Source organism: Vibrio pacinii DSM 19139 (assembly GCF_000711795.1).
In the GTDB taxonomy this organism is placed as follows: Bacteria; Pseudomonadota; Gammaproteobacteria; order Enterobacterales; family Vibrionaceae; genus Vibrio; species Vibrio pacinii.
Window position 1 is genome coordinate 64,361 of the sequence record NZ_JONH01000012.1, and the last position, 24,934, is coordinate 89,294.

The following is a 24,934-nucleotide window of genomic DNA, read 5'->3' on the forward strand; positions in this document are numbered from 1 at the left end:
ATTATGACAAAACGCGCCAAAGTTAGCCGCATACTGCGTTTTTCTTGTGTTGATGGACCGGGTAATCGCCTGGTCATCTTCATGCAAGGGTGCAATTTCAACTGTGTCAGTTGCCATAATCCGCATACGATTAACCACTGCAATCATTGTGGCGATTGTGTAGAGCATTGCCCGACGCATGCGTTAACAATCGACAACGATAATCACGTCATATGGGATGAATCACTGTGCACACATTGTGATATTTGTATTAATACCTGTCTTCATCAATCAAATCCAAAAATATCTAGTTACAGCGTCACTGAGTTGCTGGATGTTATCGAAAAGCAATGCGGTTTTATTAGCGGGATTACCGTTTCAGGAGGTGAAGCCACGTTGCAGTTGCCGTTTGTTATTGAGCTGTTTACGCAAATAAAACGCAACCAACAACTTAAACACCTTAGCTGCTTTGTTGACAGCAACGGCTACCTCAATCAAGTCGGATGGCAAAAACTCGCTCCGGTACTCGACGGCGCTATGATTGATTTGAAAGCATGGCAAAACGATACTCACCAATGGTTAGTCGGTCGTGATAACCACCGAGTGATAACATCGATACGCTATCTGGCGAGCCTAGACAAACTGCACGAACTTCGACTTCTTCATATTCCGGGCGTTACTGATCTCGAGGACGAGGTACAAGCCATCGCAGAACTGATCGGCACATTCCCTAAGCAGGTGATCATCCGTCTGAATGCATTTCAACATCACGGCGTTATTGGTCAAGCGCTTGAATGGCCAAAATGCAATGAAGCGCAAATTGAATCATTGCGCGCAAAACTGGCGCAACGAATCTCTCACACCATTATTACTCCAAGCGTCTACACTTAATCCTCGGTGGTGAATTGGGTATGAAGCCAGTTCAGTGCAGGTTCGTTAAGGCTGGCTGGATTCCAGACTAAGCTGTATGCAACTTTACCATAGTCAAAGGGCAGCGATTTTGTGACCAAGCCTTTAGCTTGCAAGGCATGTTGCGCCCACATTTTTGAGCATGTTAAAAGTAACTCGGTTTGATGGCATAACACTGCACCAGCGCCAAAATCAGCGACCGATAAAGCGAGCTTTCTTGATCCATATTGCTGAGTCAGATTTTGCTCAAAATAAGGCTCAGACAGATCTTTGTCTAAGATGCCTATGTGATAACAGCTTAAGTAATGTTCAATGTTCATCGGTTTATCAACCAGCGGGTGCTTCGGGCTCATCAAACATACCATTTCATCTGCAAGCACTTGTTGCCACATAAGATCACGACTGCGAGTTGGTGGTTGACTGACATCATGAGGGAGCAACATAAAATCCACTTGTCCGCGGCTCAGCGCCTCAAAACTTAACTGCTCTTTAGCGAACACATTAAGACAGCGAGAATTCGAAAGTTGTTGAGAAATCTGGACGATTTTCGGTGCAAACAGTTCAAAGGTGCTCTCTCGCATTGAAAGAGAAATGGAACCGGAAAATTGCTGTGGTGAAAAATCACCTTGATGAAGAATGCCATTCATCGCAGATAAAATCTTGTGAATTTCAGGGCCAATGCTTAAAGCAAATTGCGTCGGGATCAGGCTGCCATTATCACGATAGAACAATTCATCATTGAGTTGTGTACGTAATAGAGACAGATTTTTGCTGACGCTTGATGGGGTGACGCACAAGATCTCGGCCGCGCCTGTCACGCTATGAGTACTTAGCAGGACATGCAAAACTGTCAGGTGTTTCAAACTGATACGGGAAAGGGTGATATAGTCCATAGAGTTCAATAATACGAACAACAATAAGCAGTTATAACGTTTTATGCTGTAAATTGATAGAGTGAGATTCTCTAAGCAAGTGTACCCCTAGATTTATGCTAAAGCTCGACTCAATTAAGATATTCTAATTTTGAACGCAATATGGTTTAGATGTCATATTGGTAAATTAATTTTCAACTTTTAAAACTTTATTCGCATTTCATTCGTAAAAGCTGATAAATACAAGTTTTATGTTTATATCTCTGATTACGCTGAAGCGAAGAGGAAACAAAATGAATTTTTTGCTGCGACTAAAAGTGAAAACCCGTTTAGCATTTGGTTTTGGTATCTTAGTACTGCTTTTGATACTCCTAACCACTTTAGGAATACAGAAAGTTAACTTAATTGACTCTTCATTATCTCAAATGACTGACATTAATGCCCAGAAACAGCGTTTTGCGATTAATTTTCGAGGCAGTGTCCATGACCGTGCGATCGCTATTCGCGATGTGGCTATAGCAAGGAATGCTTCGGAACTAACTCAATTGGAAGATCAAATCCAAAATCTTGAGCGTTTTTATGCAGAGTCTGAGATGGGGATGAAATCAATGCTCAATTCAGGAGTTGTCTTTACCGAAAGTGAGCGTTCTATTTTGATGAAGATAGAGAATATTCAGCGAGAGACGCTTCCACTAATAAGTAAAATTATTACTGATAAAAAGGCGAATAAGCAGACTATCAGTATGGTCTTGGATCAAGCAAGGCCAGCATTTGTTGAATGGTTAGCTGCGATTAATCAGTTTATCGATTATCAGGAATCGCTTAACCAACAACTGACGCCAGAAGTTAGAGCGGAGGCGGGAGGTTTTCAGACCTTAATGCTTTGGTTGTCAGGTCTGGCTCTTGTTATTTCGGTAATTGTCGCTCTGCTTATTGAGCGTAGTTTTCAGATTTCACTGGGTGGTGAACCATATGAAGCACAAGAAGCTATTCGGGAAATGGCTTCAGGAAATTTGGCTCACTCATACAAAACCAGTTACCAAGACAGTATTATTGAATCGCTTTCGTTTATGTCACGAACGTTGACCAATATTGTCACCAATATTGTTGGGGCTTCACAGGATATTGCCGCTTCCTCGCAGGAAGTTGCAGATGGTTCCAGCCAAGTATTAGATTCCGCACAACAGCAGGCCTCATTGACTAACAAGACTGTTACTCAACTAGAGGAGATGCGCCATAGCATTGACCAAGTTGCGGATATTGCCAATCAAACGGAAAGCAACTCTTTGATGACGACTGAAAATGCTCGAGAGGGACGTGAGTTAGTTTTTGCTGTTGCGCAGCAGATGGATCAGATAGCAAAAACGGTCAACGGAACGGTTGAACAAGTTCAACTTCTTGAAGCCAAAGTTGGAGATATTGGTGGCATCGTCAATGTGATTAGTGGCATTTCGGAACAAACCAATTTGCTGGCGCTTAATGCTGCTATTGAAGCAGCTCGTGCTGGTGAATCGGGACGTGGCTTTGCTGTGGTTGCTGATGAAGTTCGTCAACTCGCTCAACGTACAGGTGAGGCTACTTCGCAGATAGAATCATTAATCAATCAAGTCCAAGCACAGACTGCCTTAAGTGTTAAGGCTATGGAAGATACCAAGCCACAAGTTGAGGAAGGAAATAGAAAAACATCGCTTGCGAGTGAGCTATTGGTTGATATAGAACGTCAAGCGGAAGATACCCTTAATCGAATCCGAGGAGTTGTTACTGCGACCCATGAACAGGTTAATGTCGTAAGTCATATTGTTTCATCTGTGAATCAAATTTCTACGATGTCAGCTGATTCGATCCAGTTCATGACTATTAATGCACAAGCCAGCCGAGAGCTTAATTCACTGGCAGCACAATTGAAAAAAGAAGTGGACTTTTTCAAATTGTAAGGGCAGTACTTCCTAATTAGGCACCTCACAATACCTTTGACTACGCCTACTCAATTACGGTGTATATGTGATCAAAAAAGCCTCAACATGGTTGAGGCTTCTATTTTTAATTAATCAATGAGTCCGTAGTCACGGGCGAGAATATCGATAATCTCTTGCTTCGGATTGGTGCTGAGTGCGATTGACCGTCCGGTTATTTTCTCTGCGATACCAAGGTAAGTTGTTGAGATATCCATTAAAGCGTCTGTCGGTAGGGCATTGTCGCGAGCCAGTGCTTCACGTTCGGCCATTCGCTCTTTATTGAGCAAGATGTCTGGATCTGGGAAATAGTTAAGCAAAAACTGGCGGAAGCCTTCTTTAGAGTTCTCGACAATCTTGCCTGCATTATACTCATTTTCATCCCAGAGACGTGATGAGTCAGGCGTGCCAACTTCATCCATGTAAATTAGCTTTTCATTACCAGCTGAGTCGGTGACATAACCAAACTCGAATTTTGTATCGACGAAGATTTGGTCAATTTCTGCCAGCGCATTGCTGATTAGAACGAAACCTTCTCGCAATAACTTTTCGTATTGGGCAATATCTTCGGCTTTAGAAAAATTAAATGCAGCGTAGTTTTCTTCAATGTTTTGGCGAGTAATGTTGACATCATCGGCTTCAGGAACCCCAGGAATACCGCGTAAAATGCCTTTGGTTGAAGGGGTCATCAGCAGTTCGGGCAGTGGCTTATCTTTTTCTAAACCTTCTGGAAGCTCAATGCCACAGAAATTACGTTCGCCGTTTGCATAGGCGCGCCACATTGAACCAGTAATGTATTGACGACAAATCGCCTCAATCATGATTGGTTTTGCTTTTTGTACAATCCAGACAAAAGGGTGGGGAATATCTAAGATGTGACTGTCTGCTAAACCGTGTTGCTGAAATAGGCTGAACCAGTGATTTGAAATCGCATTGAGTGCAGCGCCTTTACCCGGAACGCCTTTTAGGCCACCCTCGGCATGCCAAATGCAGTCAAATGCAGAGATTCGGTCACTGATCACCATAATCGCCAACGGCGCATCTTCGGCGACGTCGTAGCCTTTTTCTTTGATCAGACGTTTACTGTCTTGCTCGGTTAACCAATACACAGAGCGGACTTTACCGCTATGAACGGGTTTATCTGTACGAATGGGTAGATCGTCGTTTACAGCGAGTACTTGATCTGCGAGATTCATTTAGACATTCCTATCTTAAGCAACATGGAAATTATCAGAGTCAGATAATTTATTTGCCCCGCATGATACCAGAACTATTTTGCTCTGCCAGTTAAAAAGCAAACGTTTGCTTATTTTTTCTTATTAGAGTCGAATCATGATTTATTGGTTGGGATAGAAAAGAAAACCCCTCGAATGAAGGGGTGTACGACCGTCTATGATTGCTGTGCTTAATTAGTGGTACTGATTAGTTTTGCCCTCAACAAAGAACACTTCACACTGGCATTGAACGGCGAGATCGCAGAGTAAGCTTTGTTCTGCTAGTGGAATTTTGTTTGAAGCAATAACCGCGCTCGCATTTTTTGACTGTATGGCTTTCATGACGATTTCAAATTCGGATTGTTTTTGAGAAGCCTTCATGTGAATAATTTTTTTACAGCTAATACGCGAGGATGCCAGTTGACTATAATCAGGGCGAGGGCATTCGGCAGTAAATAAGATCCACTGCTTTTGATTTGAAAGACCCGCTAAGCGACTCAGTGTCAGTGGATCGATATTCATTGGCTGCGTCGGTTGAGCAAGAACATTGTATTTTGAAAAAGTGCGAGCTGTAGTCTGTGCCTGAATCATGATTACTGTTCCTTTGTGCATGCTGTATGCTTATACAGTAGTTTGGGCGCGGAAATTTATCAAGACTTTTTGGTGCAACTTTTGAGCATAATTTTGTATTGAAAAACAATGAATTTAATTATCTATCTGATTTTTAAATAATTTATTTAATTTGCTTTTGAGGAAAGAATGAGGGCGAAGATTAGATAATGTGACAAATATCACGAGTGTGAATGTAGAGCCATACAGTCGTTCTGTATGGCAGAGGTATACGGACGGTTATTTTACAAAGCGCTGCGGATAGTCGCTAAACAAGGCATCAAGATTCGATAAATATTTTACACGGTGCGGGTTGTTTACTGTGTAACTCCAAACTTTATAACCGAGTGATTGAAGTTTTGCAATCTGCTGCTTGCTAGTCCAACGATGATCAATATTACAGCTAAAGGCCGCCACTTCGGCTAACAATGCATACACCTTGTGTGAAACTCGGCCACACAAAACTGCGCGTCGATACTGCGGTAGCATTTGATGTAACTGACGCATCACATCAGGATCAAAGCTCGATAAGATTATGTTGTCGGTTGTGACGTTTTCTTGATGCAATACATCGGTAAGCAGTTGACAGACAAATTTGGCATCATGCTTGTCGACTTTAATTTCTAAGTTTAACTTCAATCGATGTAATTTAGAGAGATTAAGTAATTCACCCAGCGTCATAATACGCTCGCCAGTAAATCTCTTATCAAACCAATCGCCAAAATCCAATTGTTTAAGTTCCTTTAGTGTGTGTTGATCAACACGGCCATGACCATTACTACAACGATTAATGGTGTGGTCATGACAAACGACAAGCTGGTGATCTTTAGTCGGCTGAATATCAACTTCGACCCACTCCAAGCCCAAGTCAATTGCTGCCATAATACTTACGCGTGTATTCTCGGGATAGTGGCCAGCAACGCCACGGTGTCCAACAATAATCATCAATGCATTTCTCGATAGTAAGCGATTTTGCTTGCCGCTTTTCCAGCACAGTTTACGTAGCCAGCGACGCCAAGATCTGACACTATCAAGTGATAATGAACAAAACAATAATCAACGAGATATAAATTGAACGCGGAACAAAAAGCAACATGGATCTTGATAGCGACCACAGCGTTGGCTGGTTTAGGCTGGATATTTTCTAAACAAGCAATTCAAGGTTTACCACCTTTTGGCTTTGTTGGTTTGCGTTTTCTCGTCGCTTCGATCTGTTTGTTGCCATTCTCAATTAAGTTTTTCAATCAACTGAATGTCAAGTTAGTTATGCAGGCTCTCGGGGGCGGTGCGATTTTGGCGTTGGCGCTGCTAAGTTGGGTGTATGCAATTTCAATAAGTGAAACTTTAGGCGAGGGGGCATTTATTGTCAGCCTATCGATGATTATTGTGCCGATCATTGCTTGGCTGTTGTTTAAAGATAGGCCAAAACGGGCGTTTTGGCTCTCCATGCCTATTGCGGTTTCAGGTCTAGCGATGCTTTCACTAACCGAAGGCTGGAATAGCTCCTCAGGTCAATTATGGTTTCTGGCCAATGCTTTCCTGTTAGCGCTTCATTTCAACATCAATAGTAAGCTTGCACAGCAACTCCCGGTTTTATTGCTCACCTGTATTCAGCTCTTTACCACCGGCGTTATTGCTTTGGCTGCATCGTTATTATTCGAAACGTTTCCACAACACATCGACGATTCTATTTGGGGGTGGTTTGCATTAAGCGCGATTTTGGCTACGAGTTTAAGGTATGTGATGCAAACGCTAGGACAAAAAGGCTGCAACCCAGCAAACGCCGCTTTGATTATGTTGTTGGAGCCTATTTGGACGGTTATTTTGAGTATTGCTTGGTACGGAGAGCAACTCTCAGGTAACAAACTGATTGGTTGTGCCTTAATTTTGTTGGCGCTGATCTTTTATCGTACCGATGGTCGACTGTTTAAAGTAAAGAATTAGTCAGTGGTGTATCGTTTAAACAAGTCGGGGTTTTGACACAGCTTAGCATTGCGACACAACATAAACACAACTAAGTCACAAATTAGAGTGATTACTCTTTCTTGCCAGGCAATCCCTGCTAAAGTCATTTGTTGTGAAATTGTTAAAACGGACGTCAAGCATGAAGATTCACGCTCTTGATGGATACATCCAGACTCTCTATTTAGCGGAATACCCAGATAAATTACTGCTTTTGGATGGAGCGTCGCGAGCGGATATCCCTTACCTAAAGCATTTTATTGTCCACCAACTGCAAAGACCATTCTCTAGCCTGACCGCAGTAGTGGTGACTCATATGCATCCTGACCATGCTGGTGCCGCGCATAAACTGCGCACTCTCACGGGATGCAAAATTATTTCGGCGAAACGCAGTCGAGATTGGTATTCCGGTGTGGATGGGGCATTAATGCATCTTACCGATATTGCTTTGGCACGCTGGGTTGCGCAGCGTAAACGTAAACCAAAACGAAATCTGTGGTACTCACGTAAACTACGACCGGATATCGTCTTATCGGATGGCGAGCCAATACCTAACTTTTTAGATTGGACGGTATTAGAAACTCCGGGACATACAGATAGAGATCTGTCGCTATATCATCCGCAGCAGCAAATACTGTATGTGGCGGATCTCATGGTTGAGGTGAAACAAAAACTGGTGGCACCTTTCCCTGTATTCTATCCGAATCAATATAAAGCGTCCTTAAAACGCGTCTACAACTTAGCGCCTAAAGTTCTGTTGGTCGCGCACGGAGGGCAGGTGGCTTTGAGTCATGAAGTCTATCAGCACCTTATATCAACGGCGCCAAGAACACCCGCGACACACTGGCGAGCGATTAAAGTAAAAGCGAGAAGTTTAGTTGGCGCTTTGCTAGCGGTGGGTGTCACGAAATCCCATTAATTGAAACTCGTAAACGATTTACACAGAGAAATCACTGCTGTTGTTTACGGCAACAGCAGTGAAGCAAAAATAAACGTCGTGCTTTGTATTTAACCAATGATCATTTGTTGTCCATACAGACAAACTCGGCGCGCCAGAATAAGCGGTTTGACTCGTGCATATTGCTGAGTACTTCTTGCCCTGACATCTGTGGAAAAGCGCGCATGACAACAAGGTCGTCGCTTCCATTTGGTTTTTCATAAGCTCTGACGTGGGTAAATGTACTGGCTAGGTTGTTTGACAGCATATTTTTCGACAAACAAATACCAAAAACGTCACGTTTCATTGTCTTTCCCTCTGACATTTGTTCAGTCGACTTTTTATGTTGTTTTATTGTTAAGTCTGACTGGCCGTGTATCAACGCACACTCTATGCGTGCCTAATAATTATACAACCGAATGGATGCTTTCGTACGAAAAATAACCGCCACTTCCTTTGATCTAAATCAAAGGAAATGGCGGAGTTAAGGATGATTTTGTGATTAGTAATGATTGCAATCGTTTGCCCTTTGCTGAGTGCTTTTTTAGTAATCAAAGAGAGCGCGAATTCCTTGTAGGCTTCACAGTTTGTTCTGACACTACTCGGTTGCTTGTTAGCAGGATGTTATTCTGGCGCGAAAGTAGGGAGAGAGTATGAAATGGAGCAGTGTCAGTTTTCGTAAAAGAATGCTGATCATCATGACACTATCTGGGCTGATTGAGCTTTTGATTTTAGTTGCCGCAGGTTTTATCTACATTAAACAAGCGCAAGAAGATGAAATCGGCCATAAAGCACTCGGCGTTGCCTCTTTTTTGGCTCAATCTCCGTACGTTGTGCAAATAATCGAAAGTGGTACGACGCCAGCGAGTCAGCAGCGGTTTAGAGATCTCACCACCTTGATTGGTGCTGCTTTTATTGTGGTTGGTGATAACCAAGGTATGCGTCTTATTCATCCTCTTGACCAACGCTTGGGTAAACCGATGAAAGGCGGAGATAATGAACGAGCTTTGATTGATGGCGAAGCTTATATTTCGTTCGCCAAAGGATCGCTCGGTTACTCAGTGCGAGGGAAATCGGCGGTTTTCAATCAGCAAGGTGACATCATTGGCGTGGTATCAGTTGGGTATTTAATTGACCGACTGCAAGATAGAATTGAACCTTATCTTACTTATTTGATTTTAATGGCGTTCATGGTTGTTGGGGCAAATGCAGTCATCTCTAGTTATGCTTCACGTCGATTTCAGCGAGCAATATTGGGGTTTGAACCTGAAGAAATCGGCCGTCTATATGTCGAGCTAGACGTCACAATGGAAACGCTTAAAGAAGGAATTTTAACTATTGATGACAAGGGAAAGCTGCGTTCGATTAACAGAAGTGCCTGTAACATCTTAGAGTTAGTGAAAGAGCAATGCCTCAATCAACCGCTCAATGAAGTGCTACCCGACAGCGATTTACACACAGTATTGCAAACTGCACGTACCGATCACGACATCAATTTATACCTTAACAAAAAACGCTTAATTGCCAACCGTAGCCCCATTATTGTTGAAGGGAAAGTGGTTGGAGCGGTATCCAGTTTTCGTCTTAAAGATGATTTAACAGAGTTAACTGAACAACTGGCTAAGACCAAAGAGTACGCTGAGATGTTACGTTCACAAACTCATGAACATCGAAACAAACTCAATACGATCAGTGGGATGGTCCAAATGGGTGAACTTGAGGCCGTCCAGCATTTGATTGGCCAAGAAACTGCGCATTACCAAGCCTTAATCGAATTTTTACGTGAAACAATAAAAGAGCCCTTAATCGCAGGAATGTTACTTGGTAAAACAGAGCGAGCACGTGAGTTGGGCCTTGAACTGGTTGTTGAAGAGGGCTCACGTTTAGAGCCATTACCTGAGCAAATCAATCCAGAAGATGTTGTCACTATATTAGGCAATTTGATTGACAACGCGTTTGATGCGGTTCGGGATGAAATTAATAAGGATAAGTACTTTCCACTTAGTCGCCGCGTTATTGAAGTATCGATTAGCGATTTTGGTAATGAAGTTATTTTAGAAGTCATTGATCAAGGATGCGGACTGCCTGATGAATTGAGTTTGCAAGCCTTAGTGAAGCGAGGGGTCTCAAGTAAAGGCTCAACCATGCGTGGTGTCGGCTTGTATCTCACCAACCAACTTGCGATTCGTTATCATGGTGAATTAGAGATGGCTAATAATAAGCAGTATGGAGCGAGAATGGCGGTGTATTTGCCTAAGGAAAAACAGATATGAATGGTGTGACTCAAGTGATGATCATCGAAGATGATCAGGCAATTGCTCAACTGCATCAACGCTATTTAGAACAGATGGGCGGTTACCAGGTGATCGGTATTGCAACTAGTAAGCTGGAAGCGCAAATGCAACTCGATATTTTTGAGCCTGATTTATTGTTGCTTGATGTCTATCTTCCGGATGGAACCGGACTTGAGTTACTCAATGCGTTACGCGCAAAAAGTCTCAGTTGCGACGTGATTTTGATCACTGCCGCAAGAGATGTCGATACGCTTCAGCAGGCAATGCGTGGTGGTGTCGTTGATTACTTATTAAAGCCCGTCGTGTTTTCTCGCTTGGAGGCTGCGTTAAAGAAGTACAATGCACAGAAACTTCAATTTAACCATACTAACGACCTAGACCAGTCGATTGTCGATAAAATGTTACGCTCCAATGATGGCCCTGAGGTCGCGAAAAACCGATTACCCAAAGGAATTGATAGCGTCACCCTAGAGAAAATCCAAGCATTATTTAATGATCACGAAAGTTTGACTGCCGATGAAGCGGGAGAAAAAATTGGAGCAAGCCGAACGACGGCAAGACGTTATTTAGAGTACTTAATTAGTAGCGGTCAATTAGAAGCAGATCTTAGTTATGGTAGTGTAGGTCGCCCTGAACGTACCTATCGAAAATCCGTTTACAGTCAATAACGAACGATAGAAGACTGGACGATTGCGCAAAGCGCTCCTACATTATTAAGTGAATGGTCAATAAATGTGGTTGTTTATGTTATTAAAGGCGCTGTAACGCTAAACAATCATTGCTGCTTTATTGTGCAATGTATTAGTTGGACAAACTGAGTAGGTCGCTAAAAGGAAAGTAAATGAAGCTTTGGAGCATACTTCTTAGTCTTGTCGCGATGCATAGCTTTGCTAAAGATTCATTGACACTAACACTCGCCTCTCAACTTGATAATGGCCATGCTTTTTACCATGAATTACTTTATCAAGCGCTAACTCGTGAAGGGTATTCGGTCGAAATTATCGTTCCGAGCGAGCATATACCACAAAAGAGAGTGGTAAAAATGGTTAAAAGTGATCAACTCAGTTTAACTTGGTTGATCGCGACACCGGAGCGAGATGCTGAGTATACATCGGTTAATGTAGCGTTAACCAATGGATGGATTGGTAAGCGTTTGCTATTGATTCCGCCAGGCTTGCAAAGTCAATTTGACAAAATCGATAGCCTTCAATCTTTGAGAGATTCTAAATTGGTTGCAGGTCTTGGCATCAATTGGTTTGATGTCGATGTATGGAATTTCAATTCATTGCCTGTTTATCAGCAAGATGGTGAGTGGCGCTCGTTATATTGGAATTTGACCGAAAAAGGACCGGTGAATTACTTTCCTCGTGGTCTAAACGAAATCGGTCTTGAAGCGGCGCAGAATCCCCATTTATCGATTGAAAAGCACCTTATGCTCGTTTATCAGCGCGATTTTAAATTTTATTTGTCCCCTCAAATGGCCAAGTATAAACCCGTTTTAGAGCAAGCGCTGCTGCGCGCGCAGCAAGACGGATTGATTGATCAATTGGTTGTTAAATACTGGGGTGAGAGCTTTAAAACATTGCAACCAGAGCAGCGAGTTGTGATAAATCTCGATCTACCCTCTCCGGTCTCTCAAAAACATTAACTCAGGCTTGCTGTCTGGGTGTAAACTCGAATAATTGATGTATGTGATTCATTTAAGGTCAGTTTTAGCCCAATGGAAAGTGTTTTTATTGTCGTTGGCATTTTGGTCATCTTTTTTGTGGTAGTGCAAAAGCGGTTTTTGAAGCAAGATGAGCTCAAGGACAACCACTATAAAAGAAAGGGGCCGTTACTTAATGCAAAAGAATCAGCCTTTTATAACGCTTTGATTGCTGCTGTGGGTCATCACGGTGTGGTAATGAGCAAAGTGAATATGGCCAATGTATTGGCGCCCGTTTCAACAGAAAAAAAACAATGGTTTATCGCCAATAACCGAATTGCTAAAAGCTACTTTGATTATGTGGTCTGTGACCCTCGAACTATGGAAGTACGTGTTGCCATTGAACTCGACAATGGTAAAGAGCTCGACAAAGGTAAGCTTGAGCGTCAAAAGTTATTACTGCACGTGTGTAAGTCAGCAAATATCCCGTTGATTGGTACCAATATTAAACACAGCTACCAAGTAGGGCGTTTACGTCGTCTATTGGCTGCGCATATTGACTTGATCGAGCCTGATAAAGAGGTGCGTTTTTGTAAACGCTGTGGAAGTCCGATGACGATTAAAATTGCGTATCAGGGAGAGCATAAAGGAAGACGTTTCTTTACCTGTAGCCGTCAGCCGCATTGTACGTATACCGAAAATTACAATGTCGTATTTGAAGACGATGAGTAACAGTTAAGAGAAACTGATTACAGAAGATTGGCTGCATACCATGACTTGGTTGCGGCCATTTTTTTTTGCCCGATAGAGCTCTTTATCGGCTTCTTTTAATACCGATTCAAGATTCGCGTAATGGTCGCATTGATAAACACCAATACTTGCCGTAAGTGATATTGGTTCAGACACACTATTGAATGACGATTTCTCAATGGCGCCGCGAATGCATTCAGCTTTTTCCTGAGCGCTTGTAACATCACAGTTATGTAGTGCGACGCAAAACTCTTCTCCGCCAATTCGATACACCAAATGTTCATCACTCAGTGAGTCAATGAGTGCTGCGGTTTCAGTCAAGACCTTGTCACCGACGTCGTGGCCATGTTCGTCATTCACTGCTTTGAAGTAGTCTAAATCGAGGACAAGTAGAGACAAAGGCAGCTTACGACTCTCTTTTCGATAACGTTCAAAGTTGTGCATTAAAGCATGACGATTATAGACACCTGTCAATGCGTCTCTGGATGCCAGTTGGCCTAATGAAGATTCTGATAAACGTCGCTTAACTTCAATAACATGCGCGATGATCCAAATTGAAACAAAGGCAAAAATGAAGTTCCCAACAAGTGGTAAATAGTGACTTAACCCATTAGAAAAAAACAGGTTTGCGATGATACTCATTTGCAGAGTAAAGCCAAAAAATGTCGCGATGAAACCAAAACGTCGCCCTAAAAGAAGGTAGAACACGGCAGGAAATAAGCAGGCCCACATGATGACTCCAAACTCAATTGGTAGCATAGCGGTGGTGAGGTAAGTGACACTGATTAAGCTATAAACGTATAAAGAAACCGTGAACTTAGAGGTGTTACCTTTAAATGCATAATGGGCGATGAAAATAGAAAATAAACCGAACAGTGCCAGAAGGACGTTAATCCCATCGAGTCGACCCACGACAAGGTTATAGATCGTGATCGCGAGCGCTAAGCAGGCCAATAAAGTACTGAGCCAAAACAGCACCGCACGTCGTAATTGCCGTGAAGGATTGAAAATATCTAGCTCCATCCGTGTCGCCTTGGTTAGATTGAAGAATATATGCTCAAGCTTGAATATCGATTTATACTATGCTTTTTTCGGATGGAATCAAGGATATAAATGAACCAGTGTCACACTATGAAAAACAAAATAGCAAGAAATTAACCGATTTTCGCGGCGCGCATTAAAAAGCTAATGAAATGATGTGGGATTGTGTTTCAGAACAGAGAAAGTGTCATGTGTGAACATTCAGTCGCTGATATTGACCTCGATCAGATGTGGCCAGTCGAAATGGTTTCGATATTAATCCACTTACCTGAAACGGCTGCATGCAATGTGTCTTGCCGTGAGCTTCTTGGTTAGCGATTAATGATTTATTACAAATTGACAACTTTTAACTCAATTTGTACTAAAAGCACACTTTTATCAATCTATTCCTTTCATCTACCCCTTTAGAGTAGTTTAAAACTGTAATTGATTTACATCATGTATTAATTTTCTTTCACAAACAACAATGCACCTAGATATAAGAACCTAACCCTTAGGAAGTACTATGAGCAAGTTGAAGCTGGTCGTTGTTGGTAATGGAATGGTGGGCCATCGCTATCTCGAAGACCTCGTTGATAAAACCGATGTTTCACAATACGACATCACCGTTTTTTGTGAAGAACCTCGCGTCGCTTATGATCGCGTTCATCTCTCTTCTTACTTTTCACACCATACCGCTGACGAACTCTCTTTGGTGAAAGAGGGCTTCTACCCAAAACATGGCATCAATGTGCTGGTGGGTGAGCGTGCGATTACTATTAATCGAGAAAAGCAAATTGTTTACTCTAGTACTGGTCGTGAAATCCAATACGACAAGCTGATCTTAGCGACAGGTTCTTACCCATTTGTTCCACCGATTAAGGGCAATGAGAGCAAAGACTGTTTTGTTTATCGAACGATTGAAGATTTAAAAGTCATTGAAGCTTGTGCGAAAAACAGTAAAAGCGGCGTTGTGATTGGTGGCGGGCTGTTAGGCTTAGAAGCTGCGGGTGCATTGAAAGCTCTAGGTGTTGAAACTCACGTGGTTGAATTTGCGCCCAAATTGATGGCAGAGCAACTTGACCAAGCGGGTGGTGATCAGCTTCGCCAAAAAATCGAACGCATGGGGGTTAAGGTTCATACTAGCAAGAACACACTTGAAATCGCAGCGGAAGGTAATAATGCGCGCAATGTGATGCGGTTCGCCGATGGCAGCGAGCTTGAAACCGATTTTATCGTATTTTCTGCTGGCATTCGTCCTCAAGATAAATTAGCTCGTCAAATGGGACTCGGTATTGCGCCACGCGGTGGTATTGAGATCAACGATGTTTGCCAAACCACCGATGAAAACATTTACGCAATCGGCGAGTGTGCTTCTTGGAACAAGATATTTTATGGGTTAGTCGCGCCAGGTTACAAGATGGCGACAGTAGCCGTCGATCACCTGATTGGTAACGAGAGTAAATTTGAAGGCGCTGATATGTCAGCCAAACTGAAATTACTCGGTGTAAAGGTTGGCTCTATCGGTGATGCTAATGGTCGCACTCCAGGTTGCAAAAGTTATGTGTATCAAAACGAAGAGCAGGAAGTGTACAAGCGCCTGATTGTTTCACAAGATAATAAAAAGCTGCTTGGCGCTGTAATGGTTGGTGATACCTCCGATTATGGTGACTTGTTGCAATTAATGCTTAATGAAATCGAGTTGCCTGAGCACCCCGACACACTAATCCTACCGGCGCATGCTGGCGCAGAGAAGCCGACTCTAGGTGCGGATGCTTTGCCAGAAACTGCGGTTATCTGCTCATGTTTTGATGTTACCAAAGGCAAGATCGCTCAAGCCGTTGCAGATGGTCACCATACTATTGGTGATATTAAAGCGGTTACGGGAGCGGGCACGGGTTGTGGTGGCTGTATCCCGCTGGTGACTTCCGTACTCAACGCTGAACTTGCAAAAGCAGGTGTCGAAGTGAAAAACGACGTTTGTGCGCACTTTGCTTATTCACGTCAGGAACTGTTCCACCTCATTCGTATTGAAGAGATCAAGACTTTTGAAGAGCTGTTAGCGAAGTACGGCACAGGTTACGGCTGTGAAGTGTGTAAGCCATTAGCAGGTTCAATCTTAGCTTCATGCTGGGGTGAGCACATCCTCAAACCTGAACTGGTCAAACTGCACGACACCAATGATAACTTTCTTGGCAACATGCAAAAAGACGGCACTTACTCGGTGATTCCGCGTATGGCGGGTGGTGAAGTGACACCGCAAGCGCTGAAAGTATTGGCGGAAGTTGCCGCCGAATACAAACTCTACACTAAGGTGACGGGCGCTCAGCGTATTGGCTTGTTTGGGGCGCAAAAAGACGATTTGCCAGCGATTTGGAAAAAGCTTATCGCGGCAGGTTATGAAACGGGTCAAGCTTACGCGAAAGCACTACGTATGGCGAAAACTTGTGTTGGCTCCACTTGGTGTCGTTATGGGGTACAAGATTCGGTTGGTTTGGGCGTAATGATCGAGAACCGTTACAAAGGTATTCGTACCCCGCATAAAATGAAGTTTGGTGTTTCTGGCTGTACTCGTGAGTGTGCAGAAGCGCAAGGTAAAGACTTAGGTATTATCGCGACTGATGCAGGCTGGAATATGTATGTGTGTGGTAACGGCGGTATGAAGCCTCGTCATGCAGACTTGTTAGCCAGCGATCTAGACCAAGAGACCTTAATCAAATACGTCGACCGTTTCATGATGTTCTACATTCGCACCGCAGCACCACTGCAACGTACATCGGTATGGATGGAAAACCTAGAAGGGGGCGTTGACTACCTTCGCGAAGTGATTGTGAATAACAAGCTTGGTATTAACGATCAACTGGAAGCGGATGTCGCTAAGCTTGTCGAAGAGTACCGCTGTGAGTGGACCGATACCATCAACGATGAGACGCAGCTTAAGCGCTTTGCACATTTCATCAACTCGGATGAGCGTGATGACAACGTGGTTTTTGTTTCAGAGCGTGCGCAGCACCGCCCAGCAACATTTACTGAAAAACACCCAGATGTGAAGGGCGATATCCTTCATGTTGAACTTGTTTAATTAGGGGCATCATCATGGCATTTACCAAAGTATGTAATATCGACGCAATCATCCCAGGCACTGGTGTGTGTGCTCTAATCGAAGGTGAGCAGGTCGCGATCTTCAGACCGAGTGAAGAGCAACAGGTGTTTGCAATCAGCAACCTAGATCCTTTCTATCAATCCAATGTGCTATCACGTGGTTTGATCGTTGAACATAACCAGCAACTATGGGTAGCTAGCCCGTTGAAGAAGCAGCGCTTTAACCTTGTTACTGGTGAGTGCATGGAAGACCAGCAATTCAACGTCAAGGCTTACCAAGTCCGTGTTGTCAAAGGCACTGTTGAAGTTGCTGCTTAGACAGGCGTTAAACGAGATTAAATAGCTTAAAGGCTTGCTGTTTCACTATCGGGGGACAGGAGAAACCGCGAGCCTTTCACTATTTGATTTCAACTTTTAACTTTCACTTTTGGATAAGGACACATTCATGTCTACTGATTTTAAACCTGCAGAATTCGTGCAAACCATGATCAATGTTGGTGAAGCGAAAACAAACACCAGCGCTCGCGATCTTCTACTGCGCGGTACTATGGCTGGTGTTATTCTTTCGTTAGCGGTTGTGGTGGCTATTACAGCTATTACTCAAACAGGAATTGGGCTTGTTGGTGCACTAGTGTTCCCAGTGGGTTTCGTTATTCTCTCGGTAATGGGCTACGACTTGGTAACCGGCGTATTTGGTCTTGCGCCGTTAGCTAAATTTGAAGGATGTCCAGGTATCACTTGGGGACGTATCTTTCGCTGTTGGGGCTTAGTGGGGCTTGGTAACCTAATTGGCTCATTGTTGGTCGCTTATCTTGTTGCGGTTTCATTAACAGGTAACTTTACGCAAGAACTCAATGGTGTCGCGAAAACCTTTATTGGTGCCTCTACTGCTCGTAGCGCAGGCTTCGAGGCAATGGGTATGGACGGCTGGATCACTTGTTTTGTACGCGCTATCTTCTGTAACTTGATGGTGTGTCTCGGTGTGATTGGTAATATGACGGCTCGCACAGTGGCAGGTCGTGTGATGATGATGTGGTTCCCAATCTTTATCTTCTTCGCGCTCGTGTTTGAACACACGGTAGTAAACATGTTCCTGTTCCCACTAGGCATGTTGCTAGGCGCTGATTTCGGTATCGCGACGTGGTTGAACTTCAACTTAATCCCAACCATTTTAGGTAATATTGTTGGTGGCTTAGTGATGACTTGTATTCCACTTTACCTAACGCACGCAAAAACGGCGCCTTCTATCAATGTTGAACAAGAAGTAAATGCGCAGCCTGCTATGGCTAAATAATCATTGATTATGGTCCTGCCTTTGATTAGGTGGGACCGTTTTAATCTTTTCTTCCTCCTCATCTTTGATTGGTTTAGCGATAAAAAGTAATACTCTTTGCTGGCTTGTTGAGCGTTACTCTTTATATCTAAATTTTCGATAGGCATTGATATGACTACTTATCACGACTCTTTGAACAACGGTTTTGTTTCCCTTGTGGGCGCTGGACCGGGCGATCCTGACTTGTTGACGGTAAAAGGGTATCGGGTCATTCAACAAGCTGACGTAGTGGTGTATGACCGCTTGGTCTCGGCCGAGATTTTGGCGCTCGCTGATAGCAAAGCCGAGATGATTTATGTCGGTAAAAAGCTCGACTTTCACTGCGTGCCTCAAGAGCAAATTAATCTAATTCTGGTTGAAAAAGCCCAACAAGGTAAAAGGGTCGTGCGCCTCAAAGGAGGAGACTCCTTTATTTTTGGCCGAGGTGGTGAAGAACTTGAAGAGCTTGTCGATTACGGAATCAGCTTCGAAGTCGTGCCGGGAATTACCGCAGCAGCCGGAGCAACGGCTTATGCTGGTATACCATTAACTCACCGTGATCATGCGCAAAGTGTTCAATTTATTACTGGCCATGTACAAAAAGATGGCCGTGAAATTGAGTGGGCATCCTTGGCGCAGTCAAATAACACCTTAGTATTTTATATGGGGTTGAAGCAAAGTGGCCATATCAGTCAAAAGTTAATCGACACTGGGTTAGACTCGTCAATCTCTTGCGCGATTATCGAAAACGGAACGCGTCGCGAGCAACGCGTATTTACTGGCGAACTAAAAGACCTCGCGACGATGGCGAAACAGGCGCTTAGCCCCGCGTTAATCGTGGTTGGTAGCGTGACGTCGCTGCATAATAAATTAAAGTGGTTTAATGAATCTAGATGAGACCACACGGACGTGGTGATCAGCAGACAGCTCGTAATTTTTCATCGCAATACAGTAATTAACTGCCAAGCGGTTCAATCGTTGTTAGAATAGCTCGTTATGTCACTCACCTATGGGCTTACGATGGAAAAAGTCGCAATTTTTGTCGATGTGCAAAACATCTACTACACCACTCGAGACAAGTATCGAGCTAACTTTGACTACAACCAGTTTTGGTATGTGGCAACGACAGATGTCGAAGTGGTGGAAGCAAACGCCTATGCGATTGCCTCACAAGATCCTAAACAACGTCAGTTTCATCATATTCTTCGAGGTATCGGGTTTAACGTCAAACTTAAGCCCTATATCCAAAGACAAGATGGCAGTGCTAAAGGGGATTGGGATGTCGGCATCGCGCTTGATGTTTTTGAGTCAGCAGCCACGGTAGATCGAATCATTTTGCTTTCAGGCGACGGTGACTTTGAGCTGCTGGTAGAAAGAGTCCAGCAGCGTTTTGGCGTCAAAGTTGATGTTTATTCTGTACCGGGATTGACGGCTCAAACCCTGATTGATGTGTGTGACCGATTTGTACCGATCGAAGAAGAGTTATTGCTCAGAAGGTAGTGTCTGTTGCTCATCTTGATTGGCAGCGGTGTCAACGTCACTCTGCTCAATAGCTTGTTCTGCTTCGTTTTTTTCGCGTTCTGCTTTTGAAATGTAGCGCGGTTTATTGCTCTTATGCAGTTTGGCGTTTTGCTTTTTGAGTTTAGATTTTAAGATGCTATTGATCTTTTTCTTACGGTTCATGATTTAGTCCAAAACGAATCGAACGCGAATAGTATCAGAAAAAAAATCAACCAAACACCTGATTCTCTTCAATGGTTGTAGCTACGATGTAAAAAGTTAACTCGGTTATCGATACGACAATACGACAACAGCCTGAGTAGTACTTGTAGCTGCACCTATCATTTAAGGAAAAAGCGATGAAAGATCTCAATAAACAACTGGCAGAAATTAAAGTAGTTCCTGTGATTGCTATTAAAGATGCAGGTAAAGCGGTGAAGCTTGCACAAGTGCTGATTGAAAATGGCCTTCCATGTGCAGAAGTCACTTTCCGAACCGAAGACGCCGCGCTTGCGATCAAAAACATGCGTGAAGCTTTTCCCGATATGTTGATTGGAGCAGGGACAGTGTTAACCAGTGCGCAAGTTGATGAAGCGATTGAGGCTGGCGTAGACTTTATTGTTAGCCCTGGTTTCAATCCAACGACAGTGAAGTATTGTCAGCAACGTAATGTGACCATTGTTCCAGGTGTAAACAACCCGAGTCTCGTTGAGCAAGCGATGGAGATGGGTCTGCGTACGCTAAAATTCTTCCCAGCAGAGCCATCAGGTGGCGTTGCAATGCTAAAAGCACTGTCAGCGGTTTACCCAGTGAGCTTCATGCCCACAGGTGGTGTGAGCCCAAGCAATGTCAAAGATTACCTGTCTGTTCCCTCAGTCTTAGCGTGTGGTGGTACCTGGATGGTTCCTGGTGATTTGATTGACAATCAGCAATGGGATGAACTGGGACAGTTGGTACGTAAGGTTGCTGGTATCATTAGTTGATGAAACGTGTTGTTGTTTTCACTTCGCGCAAAACCACATCTTAACTGAGAACTGGTCACCGATTTTGAGGCTAAACGGTATCTTTTGACACCGTGATATCGTCGGTAGCCTCAAGACTGTACTCGTCGTTAAGCGCGGTTTTTAAATTAGCAAACTCACTTAGGCTGCGCTGTAAAATCTCATTTATCGTTTTAAAATTGACCGCTTCGTTGTATCGGACTTCTTGCTCAAGCTCAGCCATCAACTCACTTAACTCATCAGCACCAATTTGGCTGCATAGTCCTTTTAGTTTATGGGCCCAATGCGCAATTTGGTCAATATCCTGATGATTAATCACTGCCTCTAATGTTTCTATGTATTCAACCGAAGATTGTTGGAATATCGACACGATGTGTTCTAACAATTCGTCATCGCCTTCCATTCGCTTGAGTGCCGCCTCTTTATTCCATCCTGAAAAACGTGAAGGCGCTGGGTGGACAGGCATGTGGTTTAAGCCCTGCGTAGTATTACTGCTAGGGTGTTTTCGAGTCCAACGAGCAATTTTGTCTATCAAAAGCTTAGCGATTACAGGTTTGGTGATGTAATCGTTCATACCATGAGCAAAACACTTCTCTTTTTCGCCAGAAAAGGCATTCGCCGTCATCGCGATAATAGGTGTATTTACCACGTCATAATATTGCGAGCTAAAGCGTAATGTCTTCGAACATTCGTAGCCGTCCATCACAGGCATCTGGCAGTCCATGAGGATACAGTCGAATAGGGTGTTATTAAGTATTGCTTGCTCGATTAAATCGAGCGCTTGTCTGCCATTATCAGCTGTTTTGACGTTCGCTCCTAATGGAGCCAGAAAACCTTTTGCTACCTCTTGATTAATCTCATTATCGTCTACAACAAGTACATGGACGCCTGATAAGTCGACAGAAGTGGGATTGAAGTCATTTTGCGTGTCATCATGTGAAGTGTCGTTTGATGTATCGAGTTCGCCGATTAATGCGGTAATTAAATCATGACTGATTAAGGGCTTGGCGACCAAAATAGTACTCAATTGATCAGAGACTCTATGAGGAGGTAGAACGCTACTCGAACTGAGTTCAATAACGTTGGGTAACTCTGGGTGGGTGACTCGGTGGCTCTCGATTGCTTCGATAATAGTCTTAAACAGAGGTGAGTCTTTCTCTGTGACCACGGTATCGAGATCGCTGAGCCAGATATCCAGTGGTTCATCTACGGCTTTAGATTTGCCGCCGAAATTCTCAACCGCTTTGGCCACCGCTTGAGTTAAATCTGCGTTGGCCAGTGAGATTCCCACCGTTACACCATCTAATATACACTCAGAAGGCATGGCTTCACATTCTGAGGCATTGATGTCTAGATAAAAATTAAATTGACTGCCAACGCCTTGCTTAGACTCAAAATCGATATATCCATTCATAAGCTCACACAATTGGCGGCAGATAGACAGTCCTAAACCGGTTCCCCCATATTTAGTGGCGGTGTCGGCCCCCTCTTGAGAAAAGGGTTGGAACAAACGATGCTGGTTCTCTTTTGCAATGCCAATTCCAGTGTCGGCGACTTCGATTTTGAGGCGTACCATATCATCCAAACGTTCCGTTGATGCGATGATTTTAATCGTGCCGCTCTGCGTAAACTTAATGGCGTTATTCATTAAATTATTGAGGATTTGCTTAAGTCGGTTCGGATCACAAGTTATCGATTTATGGCGTATTTCGGTGGTGTCTAGCACCACTTCAAGTCCCTTTTTAAACGCTTTAACTGACGTTGACTGAACCATACTTTCAATAACATCACGGGGAGAAAATCGTTGGTTATGCACCTCTAATTTGCCCGATTCTATTTTCGATAAATCTAAAATATCGTTGATTAATATGGATAAGGTATTGACAGAATTCTCTGCCATGGTGAGGTATTTTTTTTGCGCCGTATTCAACGAATCATTACGGATCAAGCTGAGTGTTCCCACCATACCATTTAACGGGGTGCGCATTTCGTGGCTGATTGTTGAGATAAAATTGCTTTTCGCTTGGCTCGCTTCTAACGCTTTGTTACGGGCTTCTTCCAATGCTTTACTATGCTGTTGAAGTTCTAGCGTTCGCTTATCGACCTCGTTTTCCAGCTCGGTATTGTATTGTTTAAGTTTTTCCTGAGCTTCAACCATCTCGGTCACGTCTCTTGCGGAAATTACGTACGAATCAATCTCATCGATGTGATTGTTCATTACTGGTGAGATGATGATATCGAGGTACAGATGCCGATTGTTGCTGAAAAAAACAATATCTTGAAACTTCATTGTCGATTTACTGCTTTTGCACCGTTCAATCTGATCCATCAAATCGAGAGAATTCAATGACACTAAGGTCTCAATGTTTCGATTTAACGCCAAATTAGCTTGGACGTTAAATAAATGAGCTGCGGTACTGTTCCACGTTTTTACCAATCCAGAGGGGGAGATACAAATGACCGCATCTGTTGAGCCTTCAACGATAGCTTGAAATATCAAGTTGGCTTTATTAAGTTTCAAGCTGGCGGCATAGGAGCGATAGAACATCGAGAGAACGATGAACACAATCGACATCGCCCCAAGTGTTAACAATAAAATTTCGTTGAATCTGCGGTTGACCTGATCCAGTACTTTTGATTTGTCTATCAAGCCATAAACAAACAGTTTTTGCTGGGTGTTCGTCCCTGTTAAAAGCGTACTTCTGTATCCAAACCAGTGTGTCTGAGCGCTATCTTTGCTCACCATCTCTACGATGTCACTGTGAGCACTGCTACTTAAAGAGAAGACACTGTCAAGTGTGATTTCCGGCGCAAGTTGGCGTGTAAACGAAAAACCATCAACCGGGGAAAAAACGATGTAACCGTCGTTGTCCACCACCCAAAATGCATCCAGAACCGAATTATCAGCATTGAGAGCGCTGAGTAATGGTGACGCATCAATATTCATAATGATAAAACCGAAACGCGCTCCCGAAGCATAAAAAATCGGAATCGCCAGGCGATAGGTCGGCTGCAAAGGGTAGGCAATATTGCCGTACTCTTTATTTAAGTTAATCGGGCCGACGTAGACTTGATTGGGCTGGAGAGTCGAAGCGGCTTCGTAATAGTTCTCTTCGCTCTTATTTTGTAACCGAGTGGTCGGTTGAATCGTGACTCTGCCGCCTTCTCTGTCAACGCGCAAAAACTCTTGACCTGCATCTTCGACGGATATCACTCTCAATTGCCCGATAGAAGCGTCATTTTCGATGAGTGCTTTGAAGATGGTAGAGAGTCGATGTTGCCATTGATCTAACGTGGTTTTATCAAGGTTATCAATTCCACCGTTCGATTGCGCCCGTGTTATTCCTGAAATTGGCGGCGTCGAATGAAGAAAGCGTATTTGATCAATGTTGCGCGAGATACTTTGTTGTATCACCGCGACTTTCTCTCTAGTTTGAGATTGTAAGGTGAAAGCGGTGTGATCATAAACAGTACGGATAGAATTGTGTCTGTAGGTGTTCAGCGCATAGACGACAAGCACAATGAGCAAGGGAATAGACCACCACCAGATTTTTTTTATTCTCATAAGGGTTCCTGTAATAGTTGTCAGCCCTACTAACCGCTACACATGATCAAACACGACTTTACCTTTGGTGTGGTGTAGAAAGCATATGCAACTCTTAACCTTGAATAAAAATATTAGCACAGTCTTAAAGGTTCAACGTTCTAATGCATTGATATTGATTAAACATTGTTAACGATATCGTGTGAGCGAGGGGGGATTTAGCACAGAGACTTGAAGTCAAGTTAGGGGTATATACGACATTAAGCTTGGAAACAGGCTACGAGCGCTTTCAATACTTGAAGTGATTTTTGTTGGGCTAATTGCAGCTTGAG

23 protein-coding genes are annotated in these 24,934 nt (G+C 43.4%); 15 read left to right on the top strand and 8 right to left on the bottom strand.

Annotation, left to right across the window (positions count from 1 at the left end; all coding sequences use genetic code 11):
- Window positions 1-3 precede the first annotated feature (3 nt).
- The gene (locus BS19_RS08465) at window positions 4-870 is read left to right on the top strand and encodes a YjjW family glycine radical enzyme activase (protein ID WP_038174630.1); all 867 of its coding nucleotides are present in this window, start codon (window positions 4-6) and stop codon (window positions 868-870) included.
- Here the strand turns inward: BS19_RS08465 and BS19_RS08470 are convergent.
- Window positions 867-1,781: a LysR family transcriptional regulator gene (locus BS19_RS08470; RefSeq protein ID WP_038174631.1), complete on the bottom strand. Its 915-nt coding sequence runs from the start codon at window positions 1,779-1,781 to the stop codon at window positions 867-869. The genes BS19_RS08465 and BS19_RS08470 overlap by 4 nt on opposite strands.
- A 272-nt stretch (window positions 1,782-2,053) precedes the next feature.
- Here BS19_RS08470 and BS19_RS08475 point away from each other — a divergent pair, with 272 nt between their 5' ends.
- Window positions 2,054-3,694, top strand: a complete 1,641-nt coding sequence (locus BS19_RS08475) for a methyl-accepting chemotaxis protein (protein ID WP_038174632.1) — start codon at window positions 2,054-2,056, stop codon at window positions 3,692-3,694.
- A gap of 110 nt (window positions 3,695-3,804) precedes the next feature.
- Here the strand turns inward: BS19_RS08475 and BS19_RS08480 are convergent, their stop codons facing one another.
- The 3 genes from BS19_RS08480 to BS19_RS08490 all read right to left on the bottom strand — a co-directional run bounded on the left by BS19_RS08480 (window position 3,805) and on the right by BS19_RS08490 (window position 6,480).
- Entirely contained in the window at window positions 3,805-4,908 is a 1,104-nt protein-coding gene (locus tag BS19_RS08480) for a phosphoribosylaminoimidazolesuccinocarboxamide synthase (RefSeq protein WP_038174634.1), read from the bottom strand.
- 213 nt (window positions 4,909-5,121) lie between these two features.
- Entirely contained in the window at window positions 5,122-5,517 is a 396-nt protein-coding gene (locus tag BS19_RS08485) for a 50S ribosomal protein L7ae (RefSeq protein WP_038174635.1), read from the bottom strand.
- A 258-nt stretch (window positions 5,518-5,775) separates the two neighbouring features.
- On the bottom strand, window positions 5,776-6,480 hold the full coding sequence (locus BS19_RS08490; protein WP_038174636.1) for a glycerophosphodiester phosphodiesterase family protein: 705 nt from the start codon (window positions 6,478-6,480) through the stop codon (window positions 5,776-5,778).
- 126 nt (window positions 6,481-6,606) lie between these two features.
- Between BS19_RS08490 and BS19_RS08495 the strand changes: the two genes are divergently transcribed.
- Both BS19_RS08495 and BS19_RS08500 read left to right on the top strand, forming a co-directional pair.
- Entirely contained in the window at window positions 6,607-7,479 is an 873-nt protein-coding gene (locus BS19_RS08495) for a DMT family transporter (RefSeq protein WP_038174638.1), read from the top strand.
- Window positions 7,480-7,639: 160 nt separating this feature from the next.
- Window positions 7,640-8,416, top strand: a complete 777-nt coding sequence (locus tag BS19_RS08500; protein ID WP_038174639.1) for an MBL fold metallo-hydrolase — start codon at window positions 7,640-7,642, stop codon at window positions 8,414-8,416.
- A 100-nt stretch (window positions 8,417-8,516) separates the two neighbouring features.
- Here BS19_RS08500 and BS19_RS08505 read toward each other — a convergent pair whose 3' ends face one another.
- Window positions 8,517-8,741, bottom strand: coding sequence for a hypothetical protein (locus tag BS19_RS08505; RefSeq protein ID WP_038174640.1), 225 nt, complete (start codon window positions 8,739-8,741; stop codon window positions 8,517-8,519).
- 346 nt (window positions 8,742-9,087) lie between these two features.
- Here BS19_RS08505 and BS19_RS08510 point away from each other — a divergent pair, with 346 nt between their 5' ends.
- From BS19_RS08510 to BS19_RS08525, 4 genes are all read left to right on the top strand, one after another.
- The gene (locus BS19_RS08510; RefSeq protein ID WP_038174641.1) at window positions 9,088-10,707 is read left to right on the top strand and encodes an ATP-binding protein; all 1,620 of its coding nucleotides are present in this window, start codon (window positions 9,088-9,090) and stop codon (window positions 10,705-10,707) included.
- The gene (locus tag BS19_RS08515; RefSeq protein ID WP_038174643.1) at window positions 10,704-11,396 is read left to right on the top strand and encodes a response regulator; all 693 of its coding nucleotides are present in this window, start codon (window positions 10,704-10,706) and stop codon (window positions 11,394-11,396) included. The genes BS19_RS08510 and BS19_RS08515 overlap by 4 nt, the downstream gene beginning before the upstream one ends.
- Window positions 11,397-11,569: 173 nt before the next feature.
- Complete coding sequence (locus BS19_RS08520) at window positions 11,570-12,376, top strand: hypothetical protein (RefSeq protein WP_038174644.1); 807 nt, start codon at window positions 11,570-11,572, stop codon at window positions 12,374-12,376.
- 72 nt (window positions 12,377-12,448) lie between these two features.
- Window positions 12,449-13,105, top strand: a complete 657-nt coding sequence (locus BS19_RS08525; RefSeq protein WP_038174645.1) for a DUF2726 domain-containing protein — start codon at window positions 12,449-12,451, stop codon at window positions 13,103-13,105.
- A 3-nt stretch (window positions 13,106-13,108) separates the two neighbouring features.
- Here the strand turns inward: BS19_RS08525 and BS19_RS08530 are convergent, their stop codons facing one another.
- Window positions 13,109-14,146 carry a GGDEF domain-containing protein gene (locus BS19_RS08530; RefSeq protein ID WP_038174646.1) on the bottom strand — a complete coding sequence of 346 codons (1,038 nt, stop codon included), beginning with the start codon at window positions 14,144-14,146 and terminating at the stop codon, window positions 13,109-13,111.
- A gap of 207 nt (window positions 14,147-14,353) precedes the next feature.
- Here BS19_RS08530 and BS19_RS20690 point away from each other — a divergent pair, with 207 nt between their 5' ends.
- The 6 genes from BS19_RS20690 to BS19_RS08555 all read left to right on the top strand — a co-directional run bounded on the left by BS19_RS20690 (window position 14,354) and on the right by BS19_RS08555 (window position 20,057).
- Window positions 14,354-14,479 carry a hypothetical protein gene (locus BS19_RS20690; RefSeq protein WP_281170127.1) on the top strand — a complete coding sequence of 42 codons (126 nt, stop codon included), beginning with the start codon at window positions 14,354-14,356 and terminating at the stop codon, window positions 14,477-14,479.
- A 190-nt stretch (window positions 14,480-14,669) separates the two neighbouring features.
- Window positions 14,670-17,225 (top strand): nitrite reductase large subunit NirB, encoded by a 2,556-nt coding sequence (nirB, locus tag BS19_RS08535; protein ID WP_038174648.1) that lies wholly within the window; start codon window positions 14,670-14,672, stop codon window positions 17,223-17,225.
- A 14-nt stretch (window positions 17,226-17,239) separates the two neighbouring features.
- The gene (gene nirD, locus BS19_RS08540; RefSeq protein WP_038174649.1) at window positions 17,240-17,563 is read left to right on the top strand and encodes a nitrite reductase small subunit NirD; all 324 of its coding nucleotides are present in this window, start codon (window positions 17,240-17,242) and stop codon (window positions 17,561-17,563) included.
- A gap of 127 nt (window positions 17,564-17,690) precedes the next feature.
- Window positions 17,691-18,539, top strand: a complete 849-nt coding sequence (locus tag BS19_RS08545) for a formate/nitrite transporter family protein (RefSeq protein WP_038174650.1) — start codon at window positions 17,691-17,693, stop codon at window positions 18,537-18,539.
- Between the two features lie 150 nt (window positions 18,540-18,689).
- Window positions 18,690-19,454 (top strand): uroporphyrinogen-III C-methyltransferase, encoded by a 765-nt coding sequence (gene cobA, locus BS19_RS08550; RefSeq protein ID WP_038174651.1) that lies wholly within the window; start codon window positions 18,690-18,692, stop codon window positions 19,452-19,454.
- 123 nt (window positions 19,455-19,577) lie between these two features.
- Window positions 19,578-20,057 (top strand): LabA-like NYN domain-containing protein, encoded by a 480-nt coding sequence (locus tag BS19_RS08555; RefSeq protein WP_038174809.1) that lies wholly within the window; start codon window positions 19,578-19,580, stop codon window positions 20,055-20,057.
- Here the strand turns inward: BS19_RS08555 and BS19_RS08560 are convergent.
- Window positions 20,040-20,240, bottom strand: a complete 201-nt coding sequence (locus tag BS19_RS08560) for a DUF2986 domain-containing protein (RefSeq protein WP_038174652.1) — start codon at window positions 20,238-20,240, stop codon at window positions 20,040-20,042. The two genes, BS19_RS08555 and BS19_RS08560, sit on opposite strands and share 18 nt — an antisense overlap.
- Window positions 20,241-20,416: 176 nt before the next feature.
- Here BS19_RS08560 and BS19_RS08565 point away from each other — a divergent pair, with 176 nt between their 5' ends.
- The gene (locus tag BS19_RS08565) at window positions 20,417-21,040 is read left to right on the top strand and encodes a bifunctional 4-hydroxy-2-oxoglutarate aldolase/2-dehydro-3-deoxy-phosphogluconate aldolase (protein ID WP_038174653.1); all 624 of its coding nucleotides are present in this window, start codon (window positions 20,417-20,419) and stop codon (window positions 21,038-21,040) included.
- 70 nt (window positions 21,041-21,110) lie between these two features.
- On the opposite strand, the gene BS19_RS08570 is transcribed toward BS19_RS08565, so the two are convergent.
- Window positions 21,111-24,623, bottom strand: coding sequence for an ATP-binding protein (locus tag BS19_RS08570; RefSeq protein WP_038174654.1), 3,513 nt, complete (start codon window positions 24,621-24,623; stop codon window positions 21,111-21,113).
- Window positions 24,624-24,934 lie beyond the last annotated feature (311 nt).